Source organism: Enterobacter sp. SENG-6, from assembly GCF_001605945.1.
In the GTDB taxonomy this organism is placed as follows: Bacteria; Pseudomonadota; Gammaproteobacteria; order Enterobacterales; family Enterobacteriaceae; genus Enterobacter; species Enterobacter cloacae.
Map to the genome: position 1 here is coordinate 92,532 of NZ_LOMM01000011.1, position 15,911 is coordinate 108,442.

Annotated in this window: 13 protein-coding genes; 8 read left to right on the top strand and 5 right to left on the bottom strand. The window is 56.3% G+C overall.

The window, feature by feature from the left end; translation table 11 throughout:
• Positions 1-76 precede the first annotated feature (76 nt).
• The 3 genes from deoA (at position 77) to deoD (ending at position 3,480) form a co-directional block, all read left to right on the top strand.
• The gene (gene deoA / locus AX755_RS06820) at positions 77-1,399 is read left to right on the top strand and encodes a thymidine phosphorylase (RefSeq protein ID WP_013095490.1); all 1,323 of its coding nucleotides are present in this window, start codon (positions 77-79) and stop codon (positions 1,397-1,399) included.
• 51 nt (positions 1,400-1,450) lie between these two features.
• On the top strand, positions 1,451-2,674 hold the full coding sequence (gene deoB, locus AX755_RS06825) for a phosphopentomutase (protein ID WP_062856517.1): 1,224 nt from the start codon (positions 1,451-1,453) through the stop codon (positions 2,672-2,674).
• Between the two features lie 83 nt (positions 2,675-2,757).
• Entirely contained in the window at positions 2,758-3,480 is a 723-nt protein-coding gene (gene deoD, locus AX755_RS06830; protein ID WP_013095492.1) for a purine-nucleoside phosphorylase, read from the top strand.
• A gap of 52 nt (positions 3,481-3,532) precedes the next feature.
• Here deoD and AX755_RS06835 read toward each other — a convergent pair whose 3' ends face one another.
• The 3 genes from AX755_RS06835 to AX755_RS06845 all read right to left on the bottom strand — a co-directional run bounded on the left by AX755_RS06835 (position 3,533) and on the right by AX755_RS06845 (position 6,073).
• Positions 3,533-4,222, bottom strand: coding sequence for a DUF1120 domain-containing protein (locus tag AX755_RS06835; RefSeq protein WP_058681507.1), 690 nt, complete (start codon positions 4,220-4,222; stop codon positions 3,533-3,535).
• Positions 4,223-4,372: 150 nt separating this feature from the next.
• Positions 4,373-5,389, bottom strand: a complete 1,017-nt coding sequence (lplA, locus tag AX755_RS06840) for a lipoate--protein ligase LplA (protein WP_062856518.1) — start codon at positions 5,387-5,389, stop codon at positions 4,373-4,375.
• A 39-nt stretch (positions 5,390-5,428) separates the two neighbouring features.
• The gene (locus AX755_RS06845) at positions 5,429-6,073 is read right to left on the bottom strand and encodes a YtjB family periplasmic protein (RefSeq protein WP_013095494.1); all 645 of its coding nucleotides are present in this window, start codon (positions 6,071-6,073) and stop codon (positions 5,429-5,431) included.
• 117 nt (positions 6,074-6,190) lie between these two features.
• Between AX755_RS06845 and serB the strand changes: the two genes are divergently transcribed.
• The 3 genes from serB (at position 6,191) to nadR (ending at position 9,888) form a co-directional block, all read left to right on the top strand.
• Positions 6,191-7,159 (top strand): phosphoserine phosphatase, encoded by a 969-nt coding sequence (gene serB / locus AX755_RS06850; RefSeq protein ID WP_013095495.1) that lies wholly within the window; start codon positions 6,191-6,193, stop codon positions 7,157-7,159.
• A 75-nt stretch (positions 7,160-7,234) separates the two neighbouring features.
• Complete coding sequence (gene radA, locus AX755_RS06855; RefSeq protein WP_013095496.1) at positions 7,235-8,620, top strand: DNA repair protein RadA; 1,386 nt, start codon at positions 7,235-7,237, stop codon at positions 8,618-8,620.
• 35 nt (positions 8,621-8,655) lie between these two features.
• Complete coding sequence (gene nadR, locus AX755_RS06860; RefSeq protein ID WP_014830583.1) at positions 8,656-9,888, top strand: multifunctional transcriptional regulator/nicotinamide-nucleotide adenylyltransferase/ribosylnicotinamide kinase NadR; 1,233 nt, start codon at positions 8,656-8,658, stop codon at positions 9,886-9,888.
• A 60-nt stretch (positions 9,889-9,948) separates the two neighbouring features.
• Here nadR and AX755_RS06865 read toward each other — a convergent pair whose 3' ends face one another.
• Positions 9,949-10,950 (bottom strand): zinc-binding alcohol dehydrogenase family protein, encoded by a 1,002-nt coding sequence (locus AX755_RS06865; RefSeq protein WP_062856519.1) that lies wholly within the window; start codon positions 10,948-10,950, stop codon positions 9,949-9,951.
• A gap of 108 nt (positions 10,951-11,058) precedes the next feature.
• Here AX755_RS06865 and AX755_RS06870 point away from each other — a divergent pair, with 108 nt between their 5' ends.
• A complete protein-coding gene (locus AX755_RS06870; RefSeq protein WP_047023421.1) occupies positions 11,059-11,958 on the top strand; it encodes a LysR family transcriptional regulator in 900 nt (299 codons plus the stop codon).
• Positions 11,959-12,050: 92 nt separating this feature from the next.
• Here AX755_RS06870 and ettA read toward each other — a convergent pair whose 3' ends face one another.
• Positions 12,051-13,718 carry an energy-dependent translational throttle protein EttA gene (gene ettA / locus AX755_RS06875; protein ID WP_013095500.1) on the bottom strand — a complete coding sequence of 556 codons (1,668 nt, stop codon included), beginning with the start codon at positions 13,716-13,718 and terminating at the stop codon, positions 12,051-12,053.
• A 227-nt stretch (positions 13,719-13,945) separates the two neighbouring features.
• On the opposite strand from ettA, the gene sltY reads away from it, so the two are divergent.
• A complete protein-coding gene (gene sltY / locus AX755_RS06880; RefSeq protein WP_013095501.1) occupies positions 13,946-15,883 on the top strand; it encodes a murein transglycosylase in 1,938 nt (645 codons plus the stop codon).
• Positions 15,884-15,911 lie beyond the last annotated feature (28 nt).

The window sequence follows — 15,911 nt, forward strand, 5'->3', positions numbered from 1 at the left end:
GCTTACCCGGCCTACAGGATCGTGGTCGGGTATATCGTACCCGCCATCATTCACCCGATTCTTCATGGGGGTTACCGTGTTTCTCGCACAAGAAATTATTCGTAAAAAACGTGATGGTCATGCATTAAGCGACGAAGAGATCCGCTTCTTTATCAACGGCATTCGAGATAACACCATCTCAGAAGGGCAGATTGCAGCCCTGGCGATGACCATCTTCTTCCACGATATGTCGATGCCTGAGCGTGTCTCGTTGACCATGGCTATGCGAGATTCAGGAACCGTACTGGACTGGAAGAGCCTCAACCTCAACGGTCCGATTGTCGATAAACACTCTACCGGCGGCGTAGGCGATGTAACGTCTCTGATGCTCGGCCCCATGGTGGCGGCCTGCGGCGGTTATATCCCGATGATCTCCGGGCGCGGCTTGGGACACACCGGCGGTACGCTCGACAAACTGGAAGCCATTCCGGGCTTCGATATCTTCCCGGATGACAACCGCTTCCGCGAAATTATTAAAGACGTTGGCGTGGCGATCATCGGCCAGACCAGCTCGCTTGCCCCGGCAGACAAGCGCTTCTACGCAACCCGCGATATCACCGCAACCGTTGACTCCATCCCGCTGATCACCGCCTCTATTCTGGCGAAGAAACTGGCAGAAGGGCTGGACGCGCTGGTAATGGACGTAAAAGTGGGCAGCGGCGCGTTTATGCCAACCTATGAACTCTCTGCTCAGCTTGCTGAAGCGATCGTTGGCGTTGCCAACGGCGCAGGCGTGCGCACCACCGCACTGCTGACGGACATGAATCAGGTGCTGGCCTCCAGCGCCGGTAACGCCGTCGAAGTGCGCGAAGCCGTTCAGTTCCTGACAGGCGAATACCGTAACCCACGACTGTTCGACGTGACCATGGCGCTGTGCGTCGAGATGCTGATTTCAGGCAAACTGGCGAAAGACGACGCTGAAGCGCGCGCGAAGCTGCAGGCGGTGCTGGATAACGGCAAAGCGGCAGAGATCTTTGGCCGCATGGTTGCGGCGCAAAAAGGCCCGACCGACTTCGTGGAAAACTACGCGAAATACCTGCCGACCGCGACGCTCAGCAAAGCCGTTTATGCCGATAGCGAAGGTTTTGTCTCTGCTATGGACACCCGTGCACTGGGTATGGCGGTGGTCTCGATGGGCGGCGGCCGTCGTCAGGCATCGGACACCATTGATTACAGCGTTGGCTTTACCGATATGGCCCGTCTGGGCGACAGCGTTGACGGAGAACGTCCGCTGGCGGTGATCCACGCCAAAGACGAAGCCAGCTGGCAGGAGGCGGCGAAGGCGGTGAAAGCGGCTATTACGCTTGCTGATAAAGCACCAGAAAGCTCGCCTTCGGTCTATCGTCGTATCACCGAATAGCGGTATACTGATCTGATCAATCATTTTTAGCACTACGTACGGAGAACAATTATGAAACGTGCATTTATTATGGTGCTGGACTCATTCGGCATCGGCGCAACCGAAGATGCAGAACGTTTTGGTGACGTGGGTTCCGATACCATGGGTCACATCGCGGAAGCCTGTGCGAAAGGCGAAGCGGACAACGGTCGTAAAGGCCCTCTGACTCTGCCCAATCTGACCCGCCTCGGTCTGGTGAAAGCGCATGAAGGTTCTACCGGTAAAATCGCTGCCGGTATGGACGGCAACGCGGAAGTGGTGGGCGCTTACGCCTGGGCGCATGAGCTCTCTTCCGGTAAAGACACCCCGTCTGGACATTGGGAAATCGCCGGTGTGCCGGTTCTGTTTGACTGGGGCTACTTCTCCGATCACGAGAACAGCTTCCCGCAGGAGCTGCTCGATAAGCTGGTGAAACGCGCCAACCTGCCGGGCTACCTCGGTAACTGCCACTCTTCCGGTACTGTGATTCTGGATCAGCTCGGCGAAGAGCACATGAAAACCGGTAAGCCGATTTTCTACACCTCTGCTGACTCCGTATTCCAGATTGCCTGCCACGAAGAGACGTTTGGCCTGGATAAACTGTACGAGCTGTGCGAAATCGCCCGTGAAGAGCTGACCGAAGGCGGCTACAACATTGGTCGTGTTATCGCGCGTCCGTTTATCGGCGACAAAGCGGGTAACTTCCAGCGTACCGGTAACCGTCACGACCTGGCCGTTGAGCCACCGGCACCTACCGTGCTGCAGAAACTGGTTGATGAGAAAGGCGGTCACGTGGTTTCCGTGGGTAAAATCGCCGATATCTACGCCAACTGCGGTATCACCAAAAAGGTGAAAGCCACCGGCCTGGATGCGCTGTTTGACGCGACCGTCAAAGAGATGAAAGAAGCGGGTAATAACACCATCGTCTTCACCAACTTCGTCGACTTCGACTCCTCCTGGGGCCACCGTCGCGACGTGGCGGGTTATGCGGCCGGTCTGGAGCTGTTCGACCGTCGTCTGCCAGAGCTGATGGAGCTGGTGGGTGAAGATGACATTCTGATCCTGACCGCTGACCACGGCTGTGACCCAACCTGGACCGGTACTGACCACACCCGTGAGCACATTCCGGTGCTGGTGTACGGCCCGAAAGTGAAACCGGGCTCGCTGGGTCACCGTGAAACCTTCGCGGACATCGGCCAGACGATTGCGAAATATTTTGGCACGTCTGACATGGAATATGGCAAGGCGATGTTCTGAGTTATGTTGGGTGCGGCCTGATGCCCTCACCCCAACCCTCTCCCACGGGGAGAGGGCGAATTTACAATGAAAAGGAACTGAAGATGGCAACTCCTCACATTAACGCAGAAATGGGTGATTTCGCTGACGTCGTATTGATGCCGGGCGACCCGCTGCGCGCGAAACACATTGCAGAAACTTTCCTGGAAGATGTGCGTGAAGTGAACAACGTTCGCGGCATGCTGGGCTTCACCGGAACGTACAAAGGCCGCAAAATCTCCGTGATGGGCCACGGTATGGGTATTCCATCCTGCTCCATCTACACCAAAGAGCTGATCACCGACTTCGGCGTGAAGAAAATCATCCGTGTTGGCTCCTGCGGCGCGGTGCGCATGGACGTTAAACTGCGTGACGTGGTGATTGGTATGGGTGCCTGCACCGATTCCAAAGTCAACCGTATGCGTTTCAAAGATCACGACTTCGCGGCGATTGCTGACTTCGGCATGGTGCGTAACGCGGTTGACGCGGCTAAAGCGCTGGGCGTTGATGCTCGCGTGGGTAACCTGTTCTCTGCGGATCTGTTCTATGCGCCGGACGGCGGCGAGATGTTCGACGTGATGGAAAAATACGGCATCCTGGGCGTGGAAATGGAAGCGGCGGGCATCTACGGTGTCGCGGCTGAGTTCGGTGCGAAAGCGCTGACCATCTGCACCGTGTCTGACCACATCCGTACCCACGAGCAGACCACGGCTGCTGAGCGTCAGACCACCTTCAACGACATGATTAAAATCGCGCTGGAATCCGTTCTGCTGGGCGATAAAGAGTAATACAGAATGAAAGAGTGTAGCCCTGGCTACACTCTTTTTTGTTCTTCACACCTTAAAGATAAACAAGGCTGATTGTTGCCTGCCCGTCAATTGTGGTGTCATCGGTCAGGGCGAGCGATGTTGTATCCTGAACGGCCAGCGCGACGCGCAGCGGGAATACCGCATTGGTAAAGGCCACTGGATCGACGCCTGAGCTACCAGCTACCGTGTAAACCATGCCGTCATGTCGAACCGGCGCACTGTCGCCCACCATCTGGCCCCATGCATAACTTCCGGTGGAGTTGGCACCTGAAATCATCCCCGTGGTATTTCCGTCCGCAGTGACGTTACTCAGTTGCATCGTAACGGAATACGCACCCAGATTTACACCCTTCGAGGTTTTACCCGCGCCGAAAAGGCTATTACTGCTCCACACCGAACCAGAACCACTCCAGTCGGTATTTTCGACAATCAAATTCTGTCTCGAATCCGCACGATCGTCGATAATACTCCAGCCTACTTTTGTCGGGGCAACGCAGTTAATAGAGAACGACAGATCTTTATTGCCAAGTTGGTTAGTCTGCGTGGCAGACATGTTACCAATATTCGTCGTGCCGAAATCCACAATACCGCCGCCACTCAGGGAGGGGGTACATGCTGAGTTAGTTAAAACACCCGAGACTTTTAATACTGCAGTTTCCGCAGCATGGGCGGCAGACGACATAATCACAGCAACAGACGCTGCTAAAAGAAGTTTTTTCATGTTTAATCCTTAACATTAATTATGAGGAACATCACTTGTTCCTCTGTGTCGGGATTTTCTTATGCGCTGTGCTATTTCGTCTATTTAATCTATTTACATTAGAAATGTGATTTTTTTAAAAAACACTTTTTTGAATATTATTACTCTTAATTATTTTACTTCCCGAGCGATCCATTCCGATAACTCTCTTAATTCCCTTTCCTGTTGAGGAAAATCTCCCAACAGCGCATCGCATTCCTGTTGCAGTATATCCGCCCGATACAAACAGCCCTGCAAACGAGCCGCCAGCGCCTCTAACGGCGCCGGGTTAAGGCTGTCCGTAAATACCTGCGTGCGGGTGATATGACCTTTCTCTACGTCAAAGTGCAGCTCCACGCCGCCCCAGGTAAAGCGTTCGTCCAGCAGATGCGAAAAGGCAGGCGCCTGACCAAAGTTCCACTCCCAGCTGCTCTGACGGGCAAAGGTTTCGGCGAAATTGGGCAGATCCGGGGTTTTATCCGGGGAGATCACCTCTGCCTCTACGCGCTCACCGTAATGGGCAAAGAAGGCTTCCTGGATCGCCTCGCAGATTTGCGCGTGAGTGATGTCCGGCAGAAGCTCAACCAGGTTGGCCACGCGCCCCCGCACGGAAGTGATCCCTTTGGCCTGCAGTTTTTTCTTGTCGGGATTCAGGTAGTTCGCCAGACGGCTGAGATCGGCGTTAAGAAGAAGGGTGCCGTGGTGGAAGCCGCGATCCAGTGTTTCGCGATAGGCTGAGCCTGACACTTTGCGATCTCCATCGGGCGTTTTGACCACCAGATCGTTACGCCCGGAGGCTTCTGCCGTCACGCCGAGCGAATTGAGCGCGTTGAGGACAATGGACGTTGAGATGGTCTTGTCGTATTCCGGCTTACCCGCCATAAAGGTAAAGCAGGTATTGCCCAGATCGTGGAATACCGCACCACCGCCGCTGCTGCGGCGCGCCAGACGGACGTTGTCCTCTTCCATACGCCGGGTGTTACACTCTTTCCACGGATTCTGCGCGCGGCCAATGACCACCGTGTCGGCATTGCGCCAGAGAAACAGCACGCGTTGGGTGGCGGGCATCTGGCGGAAGATGCACTCTTCCACCGCAAGATTAAACCACGGATCGTAAGAGTCAGAGAGCAGCAGGCGTAACGTCGTCATGGCAGAGTTCCTTTTCCGAATCATCAGCCTACTTTATCACTAATCTTTCTTTTCGCTCTCTTCGTCTTCAGGAACAGATTTGCTGGCGGTCAGCAGGAAGGGCGACTGCTGCCAGCGGGTGCGCTTGCCCTGCAGCAAGGTGCGGGCCAGTACCACGCCAATGGCGAGGGAGAGCAGGAGCATCAGACGGAGTATATTGGTGGTGTTATCCACCTGTTTGGCTTCCGTGGGCAGGGTATGGGTGTCGAGCGTCAGGCGCAGATACCCCAGCGGACCATTTTTGCCCTGAATAGGTTCGACGATCTGCTGGTTAAAGTAGCCCCCGGCTTTTTTACCGTCCAGCGCCAGCCTGTCGCGTACGTCGACATGCTCGCCCGCGCGGGCAATCAGATCGCCTTTTTCATCGTAGACACCGGCATCCAGGATACGGCTGTTCTCGGTTAACTGACGCAAAACCTGGCTGATGCGTTTGTCATCCGGCGTTTCGGTACGCATAGCGGGCGCGACGTTAAGCGTAACCTGACGCGCCAGCGTGCGGGCCAGCTCCTCAAACTGCGGATTCCGTTGCCGTTGATGATTCTGGCTAAACCACGACGCCCCTTGCATCAGCACCACTAACAGGGCGAGACAGAAAAGGACGATCACGGCGCGATGAAGCCGGAATTTCAGTTTTGCGCGAGCCATATTCCACCTGCTGAAAATTTACGGCTTAATGTTGCCAGAAGTGATGGTTACAGGGTAGCCTCATGCGTTATTTTCCCTCTGGAACCTTCCGGCGCGAACGAAATTACAGGAGCTTCAATGCCGAACATTACCTGGTGCGACCTGCCAACGGATGTCTCTTTATGGCCAGGATTGCCGCTCTCTTTAAGTGGCGATGAGGTGATGCCTCTGGATTACCACGCTGGCCGTAGCGGCTGGCTGCTGTACGGACGCGGCCTGGATAAGCAACGCCTTACCCAATATCAAACTAAACTGGGTGCGGCGATGGTGATTGTCGCCGCCTGGTGTGTGGAAGATTATCAGGTCATTCGCCTGGCCGGTTCCCTGACGCAGCGTGCGACGCGTCTGGCGCACGACGCCGGGCTGGACGTTGCCCCGCTGGGTAAAATCCCCCATCTGAAAACGCCTGGTCTGCTGGTGATGGATATGGACTCTACCGCCATCCAGATTGAGTGTATCGATGAGATTGCCAAACTGGCGGGCAGCGGCGAGCTGGTGGCGGAAGTGACCGAGCGCGCGATGCGCGGCGAGCTGGATTTTACTGCCAGCCTGAGACAGCGCGTGGCGACCCTCAAAGGGGCCGATGCCAATATCCTGCGTCAGGTGCGCGATGAACTGCCGCTGATGCCCGGGCTGACGCAACTGGTGCTGAAGCTCCAGTCGCTGGGCTGGAAAGTGGCGATCGCTTCCGGTGGCTTTACCTTCTTCGCGGATTACCTGCGGGAAAAACTGCATCTGACCACCGTGGTCGCCAACGAACTGGAGATCATGGACGGTAAGCTAACCGGGCAGGTGCTCGGCGATATCGTGGATGCGCAGTATAAAGCCAATACGCTGAGCCGACTGGCCGAGAAATATGAAATTCCGGTTGCCCAGACCGTTGCCATTGGCGATGGCGCAAACGATCTGCCGATGATCAAAGTTGCCGGTCTTGGCATTGCTTACCATGCCAAGCCAAAAGTGAATGAAAAGACGGAAGTGACTATCCGTCACGCTGACCTGATGGGGGTGTTCTGCATCCTCTCCGGCAGCCTGAATCAGAAATAACGGTATGCGATTGTAGGCCGGGTAAGCGTTAGCGCCACCCGGCGCGCAGGCCGCACTGAAATAACGAGGTAAACCGTGGCTAAAGCCCCAAAACGCGCATTTGTCTGTAATGAATGTGGTGCGGATTATCCGCGCTGGCAGGGGCAATGCAGCGCCTGTCATGCCTGGAACACCATCACCGAAGTGCGTGGTGTGGCGGCTTCGCCGAGTGTGGCCCGCAATGAACGCCTGAGCGGCTATGCGGGTAATGCCGGTGTGGCAAAAGTTCAAAAACTGTCAGAGATCAGTCTGGAAGCGTTGCCGCGCTTCTCCACCGGCTTCAAAGAGTTTGACCGCGTGCTTGGCGGCGGCGTGGTGCCGGGCAGTGCGATCCTGATCGGCGGTAACCCGGGAGCGGGTAAATCGACCCTGCTGCTGCAAACGCTCTGCAAGCTCGCCGAGCAGATGAAAACCCTGTACGTCACTGGCGAAGAGTCCCTGCAGCAGGTGGCGATGCGAGCACACCGTCTGGGTCTGCCTACCGGCAATCTGAATATGCTGTCGGAAACCAGCATTGAGCAGATCTGCATGATTGCTGAAGAAGAGCAGCCGAAGCTGATGGTGATTGACTCCATCCAGGTGATGCACATGGCGGATATTCAGTCCTCGCCGGGCAGCGTGGCGCAGGTGCGTGAGACCGCCGCGTATCTGACGCGTTTTGCCAAAACCCGCGGCGTGGCGATTGTAATGGTCGGCCACGTTACAAAAGATGGTTCCCTGGCGGGGCCAAAAGTGCTTGAGCACTGTATCGACTGCTCCGTGATGCTGGACGGCGACGCAGACTCCCGCTTCCGTACCCTGCGCAGCCACAAAAACCGCTTTGGTGCGGTGAACGAGCTAGGCGTATTTGCCATGACCGAGCAGGGGTTGCGCGAAGTCAGCAACCCGTCGGCCATCTTCCTGAGCCGGGGGGATGAAGTCACCTCCGGCAGTTCGGTGATGGTGCTGTGGGAGGGGACGCGCCCGCTGCTCGTTGAAATTCAGGCGCTGGTGGATCACTCGATGATGGGTAACCCGCGGCGCGTGGCGGTCGGTCTGGAACAGAACCGTCTGGCGATCCTGCTGGCGGTGCTACACCGTCATGGTGGCCTGCAAATGGCCGATCAGGACGTCTTCGTCAACGTGGTCGGGGGCGTGAAAGTTTCAGAGACCAGTGCCGATCTGGCGCTGCTGCTGGCGATGGTCTCCAGTCTGCGTGACAGACCGCTGCCGCAGGATTTGGTGGTCTTCGGCGAAGTGGGGCTGGCCGGGGAGATCCGCCCGGTGCCCAGCGGCCAGGAGCGCATCTCCGAGGCGGCGAAACATGGCTTCCGCCGGGCGATTGTGCCGGCGGCCAACGTGCCGAAGAAGATCCCCGAAGGGATGCAGGTCTTTGGCGTTAAAAAACTCGCAGATGCGTTAAATGTCTTTGACGACTTATAATTACGTATTCGATTTTGCAGGAGGCACCGTAATTTATGTCATCATTTGACTACATCAAGACCGCAATCCGTCAGAAAGGCTGCACGCTACAGCAGGTGGCTGACGCCAGCGGCATGACGAAAGGCTATCTTAGCCAGTTGCTGAACGCCAAAATCAAAAGCCCCAGCGCGCAAAAGCTGGAAGCGTTACATCGCTTTCTGGGGCTTGAATTCCCGCGTATGCAAAAGAACATCGGCGTGGTGTTTGGTAAGTTTTACCCGCTGCATACCGGCCATATCTACCTGATCCAGCGCGCCTGTAGCCAGGTCGACGAGCTGCACATCATCATGGGTTACGATGAAACCCGTGACCGTCAGCTGTTTGAAGACAGCGCCATGTCGCAGCAGCCGACGGTGCCGGATCGCCTGCGCTGGCTGCTTCAGACCTTCAAATATCAGAAAAACATTCGCATTCATGCCTTTAACGAAGAGGGCATGGAGCCGTATCCACACGGCTGGGACGTGTGGAGCAACGGCATTAAAGCGTTTATGGAAGAGAAAGGGATTGCGCCCAACTGGATCTACACCTCTGAAGAGTCCGACGCACCGCAGTTCCGCGAGCATCTGGGCATTGAAACGGTGCTGATCGATCCTAAGCGTACATTCATGAACATCAGCGGGGCGCAGATCCGCGAAAACCCGTTCCGCTACTGGGATTACATTCCGACCGAAGTGAAGCCGTTCTTTGTGCGCACAGTTGCGATTCTGGGCGGTGAATCCAGCGGGAAATCGACGCTGGTTAACAAGCTGGCAAATATCTTCAATACCACCAGCGCGTGGGAATACGGACGTGATTATGTCTTTTCCCATCTGGGGGGAGACGAGATGGCGCTGCAGTATTCTGATTACGATAAAATCGCGCTAGGCCATGCTCAGTACATTGATTTCGCGGTGAAATACGCCAACAAAGTGGCCTTCATCGACACCGATTTTGTCACCACACAAGCCTTCTGTAAGAAGTATGAAGGACGCGAGCACCCGTTCGTACAGGCGCTGATCGATGAATATCGCTTCGACCTGGTGATCCTGCTGGAAAACAACACGCCGTGGGTCGCCGACGGGATGCGCAGCCTCGGTAGCTCAGTGGACAGAAAAGAGTTCCAGACGATGCTGGTGGAGATGCTTCATGAGAACAACGTGGAGTTTGTCCACGTTGAAGCGTCGGATTACGACACCCGTTTCCTGCGCTGCGTCGAGCTGGTGAAGGAGATGATGGGGGAGCAGGGGTAAAGTCACAGGCTTGCCCCTCTCCCCCGTGGGAAGAGGGCAGGGTGAGGGGGAATTATCCACTCAGAACGCAACCACCACCTTCCCGCGCATATGCCCGTCCAGCACTTTGCGGTGGGCCTCGGTAATGCTTTCCACGCTCAGCCCGTGCAGCGTTTCGCTGAGCGAGCTCTCCACTACGCCGTTATCCACCAGCTTTGCCACCTCGTTTAAGATCTCACCCTGACGCGCCATATCGGCAGTCTGGTACATGCTGCGGGTATACATGAATTCCCAGTGCAGGGCGGCGGATTTGGATTTCAGCTTGTCCTGGTTCAGCGGGTGCGCATTTTCGACGATGGAGCAGATGTGTCCCTGCGGCGCAATCAGTTCGCTGACCGCGTCCCAGTGGCCATCGGTATCATTGAGGATGAAAATATAATCCACAAAGGTAATGCCCTGTTTGGCCAGTTCACCTTTCAGATCGCGATAATTCACCACCAGGTCCGCGCCGCGTTCGCGACACCACTGGGCTGAGTCTTCCCGCGACGCGGTGGCGATGACCCTGACCTTGCTGTTGTGCTTCGCAAACGGGATCGCAAGGGAGCCTACGCCGCCGGCACCGCCGATGATCAGCAGCGTTTTGTCCGACCCGGCATCCTGAATATTCAGGCGCTCAAACAGCCCTTCCCAGGCGGTGAGCGCGGTCAGCGGCAATGCGGCAGCGGCATCCCAGCCAAGGCTTGTCGGTTTGTGTCCGACAATACGCGCATCAATCAGCTGATGCGTGGCATTACTGCCCGGACGGGTAATGTCGCCCGCGTACCATACTTCGTCGCCCGGTTTGAAGCCGGTGACGCTTGTCCCCACCGCTTTGACGACACCGCTGGCATCCCAGCCGAGAATGCGTGGCGCCTGCAGGCCGTTTTTAACAAGACTCGCATGCACTTTGGTATCGACCGGATTGATGGAAACGGCTTTTACTTCCACCAGCAGATCGTGTTCACCGGGCTGTGGCATCGGTTGGGTGATCTCAATAAAAGCTGCGGGATTTTCAGGATTAACGGCAATGGCTTTAACAGACATGATCAACTCCTCAATGGAATGCGTTTTGTTGAGGCTAGTCTATTAAGTGGTCATGCGCATGATAAGATGGACAATCAAGAACGGAGTGTTCGTATAGGGTGAACAATCATGTTTAAACAGCTTCAGGATATGGCGCTGTTTGCGCTGGTGGCGGAGATGGGCAGTTTTACCGCCGCAGCGCAGAAAGCAGACCTGCCGAAATCCAGCGTTAGCCAGCGGATTAGCCAGCTTGAGCAGCAGGTGGGGATCCGCCTGCTAAACCGCACCACGCGCAGGTTGAATTTGACCTTTGCGGGGGAGCACTATCTGGTGCATTGTCGCGAGATGCTGGCGGCCAGTGAAAGGGCGGAGTATGCCATTCAGCGGCTGCGTGAAAACCCCAGCGGGCGGCTTCGTATCACCTGCCCGGCGGGCATTGGCGCGACGTTACTGGCACACCTGAATGCCGAGTTTCAGCTCCGCTATCCTGACGTTTCGCTGGATGTCTCTATTTCTGACGATGTGCTCGATCTGGTAGAGTCTGGTTTTGACGTGGCGCTGCGTACCGGTAAACCGCAGGACTCCTCGCTGATTGGCCGCATGATTGGCCACTGTCCGCGCTATATGCTGGCCTCACCGGAATATCTGGCACGCCGGGAGCCGCTGTATCATCCCCGCCAGCTGGTGGATCACCGCTGTATTACCCACAAGGCCTGGTCTGAATGGCTCCTGCAAAGCGAGAGTGAGGATTACCGCTATCTGCCGGACAATGCGCATATGACGGATAATCTTGTGTATGCTCGTGAGTGCGCGGTAGCTGGTGCGGGAATCACACTCTTACCCGCTTTTTTGCTGGAAGATAAAATTGAAAAAGGGGCGCTGGTGCAGGTGCTACCGGAGTGGAACGTTGAAGGAAACGATCTCTGGCTCGCCTATCCGAGCCGTAAGCTCAATTCGCCTGCGCTGATGAGCTATATCGACTTTGCGATGCAGTGTGATGAGGTTAAGCGGTTTTACGTGGGTGGGTGAAATTGCCGGGTGGCGGCTTCGCCTTACCCGGCCTACGAACAGCGCGGAACCGTAGGCCGGGTAAGCGCAAGCGCCACCCGGCTTTTTAGCACTTACTTAGCAATACGCTTGTACTTAATTCGCTTCGGCTCCAGCGCGTCTGCGCCCAGCGTGCGTTTCTTGTACTCTTCGTATTCGGTGAAGTTACCTTCGAAGAACTCCACTTTCCCTTCATCCTGGTAGTCCAGAATGTGGGTGGCGATACGGTCAAGGAACCAACGGTCGTGCGAGATAACCATGGCACAGCCCGGGAACTCCAGAAGGGCGTTTTCCAGCGCGCGCAGGGTTTCGATGTCGAGGTCGTTGGTTGGTTCATCGAGCAGCAGTACGTTACCGCCAACCTGCAGCAGCTTCGCCAGATGCAGACGACCACGCTCACCACCGGACAACTCGCCGACGCGTTTACCCTGATCGGTACCTTTGAAGTTAAAGCGGCCCACGTAGGCACGGCTTGGCATCTCGGTGTTGCCGATACGCATGATATCCAGCCCGCCGGACACTTCTTCCCACACGGTTTTGCTGTTATCCATTGCGTCACGGAACTGGTCAACGGACGCCAGTTTCACCGTTTCACCCAGGGTGATAGAACCGCTGTCTGGCTGCTCCTGACCGGACATCATACGGAACAGGGTGGATTTACCCGCGCCGTTTGGACCGATGATACCGACGATGGCACCCTTCGGTACGGAGAAGGAGAGATCGTCGATCAGCACGCGGTCACCGTAAGATTTACGCAGGTTGCTGACTTCGACCACTTTATCCCCCAGACGCGCGCCAGGTGGAATAAACAGTTCGTTGGTTTCGTTACGTTTCTGGTATTCGGTATTGTTCAGCTCTTCGAAGCGTGCCAGACGGGCTTTGCCCTTAGACTGACGGCCCTTCGTGCCCTGACGTACCCACTCCAGCTCTTTCTCAATAGACTTACGGCGTGCTGCTTCAGCTGACGCTTCCTGCGCCAGACGCTGATCTTTCTGCTCCAGCCAGGAAGAGTAGTTGCCTTCCCATGGGATACCCTCGCCGCGGTCCAGCTCCAGGATCCAGCCCGCCACGTTGTCGAGGAAGTAACGGTCGTGGGTGATCGCCACCACGGTGCCTTCGAAGTCGTGCAGGAAGCGTTCCAGCCACGCCACGGATTCCGCATCCAGGTGGTTAGTCGGTTCGTCGAGCAGCAGCATGTCTGGTTTTTCCAGCAGCAGACGGCACAGCGCCACGCGGCGACGCTCACCACCGGAGAGGTTGGCGATTTTCGCATCCCAGTCCGGCAGACGCAGGGCGTCAGCGGCGCGCTCCAGCTGCACGTTCAGGTTGTGACCGTCGTGCGCCTGGATAATCTCTTCAAATTTGCCTTGCTGAGCGGCCAGTTTATCGAAGTCCGCATCTGGCTCGGCGTATTTGGCATACACTTCATCCAGACCTTTCAGCGCGTTAACCACTTCGGATACCGCTTCTTCAACAGATTCACGAACGGTGTGTTCAGGGTTCAGCTGAGGTTCCTGCGGCAGGTAGCCAATTTTGATGCCAGGCTGCGGACGGGCTTCACCTTCGATGTCTGTATCGATGCCGGCCATGATGCGCAGCAGGGTGGACTTACCGGCACCGTTGAGGCCCAGAACACCGATTTTTGCGCCCGGGAAGAAGCTCAGCGAGATATTTTTAAGAATATGACGTTTCGGCGGTACCACTTTGCCGACACGATGCATGGTATAAACGAATTGAGCCACGTTGGACTTCGCCTCTTTTATCGTGATGAAAAGGAATTTCAGCCTCGAAGTGTAGCCTTTTTCCCGCCCTAATCCCAGCCAGGAACGTCTGGAGTGTTAAAACGCGCAGGAAAGGTAAAAAAGTGTCCGTAACGTGGCGCGTTCCGGGATGCCTGGTTAGCATAAGTTAATTAGACTTTGACGTGGCAAGACGCTGCAATTGACGAAAAAACAATGAGGAAGAGCTTGTGGAAAAAGCCAAACGGGTGGTCTGGCGTCTGCTGGCGGCCAGCGTATGCGTAATGGCGGTAAGCCAGGCGGTGCATGCCGATTCACTGGATGAACAACGTAACCGCTACGCCCAGATTAAACAGGCGTGGGACAACAAACAGATGGATACTGTGCAGGCGTTGATGCCGACGCTGAAAGACTATCCTCTCTATCCCTATCTGGAGTATCGCCAGATTACTGACGATCTCATGAATCAACCCACGGTCACCGTGAATAACTTCATTCAGGCGAACCCGACCCTGCCGCCCGCCCGGAACCTGCAGTCTCGTTTTGTAAACGAGCTGGCGCGTCGTGAAGACTGGCGCGGACTGCTGGCGTTCAGCCCGGAAAAACCGAACACCACGGAAGCCCAGTGTAACTATTACTATGCAAAATGGGCCACCGGTCAGCAGGAGGAAGCCTGGGCCGGGGCAAAAGAGCTGTGGCTGACCGGGAAAAGCCAGCCGAACGCCTGTGATTCGCTCTTTGGTGCCTGGCGTGCTTCCGGTAAACAGGATCCGCTGGCTTACCTTGAACGTATCCGTCTGGCGATGAAAGCCGGAAACACGCGTCTGGTGATGGCTCTGGCGGGACAAATGCCGTCGGATTACCAGACCATTTCCACGGCCGTGATGTCGCTGGCAAACGACCCCAACAGCGTTCTGACCTTTGCCCGCAGCACGGGAGCGACCGATTTTACCCGACAGATGGCGGCGGTGGCCTTTGCCAGCGTGGCGCGTGACGATGTCGAAAACGCGCGGCTCATGATCCCGCAGCTGGTGCAGGCACAGCAGCTCAATGAAGAGCAAACCCAGGAACTGCGCGACATCGTGGCGTGGAGACTGATGGGCTCGGACGTAACCGACGAACAGGCCCGCTGGCGGGACGATGCCATTATGCGCTCCAACTCCACGTCGCTGGTGGAACGTCGCGTGCGTATGGCGCTGGGGACGGGCGATCGTAAAGGCCTTAATACCTGGCTTGCGCGTCTGCCGATGGAAGCCAAAGAGAAAGACGAATGGCGCTACTGGCAGGCGGATCTGCTGATGGAGCGGGGACGCGATGACGAAGCCAAAGAGATCCTCCACGCGCTGATGCAGCAGCGAGGCTTCTACCCGATGGTGGCCGCGCAGCGTCTGGGTGAGGAGTACACCTTCCGCATTGATAAAGCGCCGGGTAACGCCAGCCCGGCGTTGACCCAGGGGCCGGAAATGGCGCGCGTGCGCGAGCTGATGTACTGGAATATGGACAACACCGCCCGTAGCGAGTGGGCGAATCTGGTCACCAGCCGCACTACGGATGAGAAAGCCCAGCTTGCCCGTTACGCCTTTGATAACCACTGGTGGGATCTGAGCGTTCAGGCGACGATCGCTGGCAAGCTGTGGGATCATCTCGAAGAACGTTTCCCGCTGGCCTACAAAGATCTGTTCGATCGCTACACCAGCGGTAAAGATATTCCGCAAAGCTACGCCATGGCGATTGCCCGTCAGGAGAGCGCCTGGAACCCGAAAGTCCGTTCCCCGGTAGGGGCCAGCGGCCTGATGCAGATTATGCCGGGCACGGCGACGCATACGGTGAAGATGTTTAATATCCCGGGATACAGCAGTCCATCACAGCTGCTGGATCCGGATACCAACATCAACATTGGTACCAGCTATCTGCAGTACGTCTATCAGCAGTTTGGTAACAACCGCATTTTCGCCTCTGCGGCGTATAACGCGGGCCCAGGGCGGGTGCGTACCTGGCTGGGTAACAGCGCCGGACGCATCGACGCCGTGGCGTTTGTCGAGAGTATTCCGTTCTCAGAAACGCGCGGCTACGTGAAGAACGTGCTGGCGTATGATGCCTATTACCGTTACTTCATGGGGCAAAAAGATACCCTGATGAGCGATGCGGAGTGGCAGAGACGTTACTGATTGGGATGGGTTGTGTTATGCTGTACTC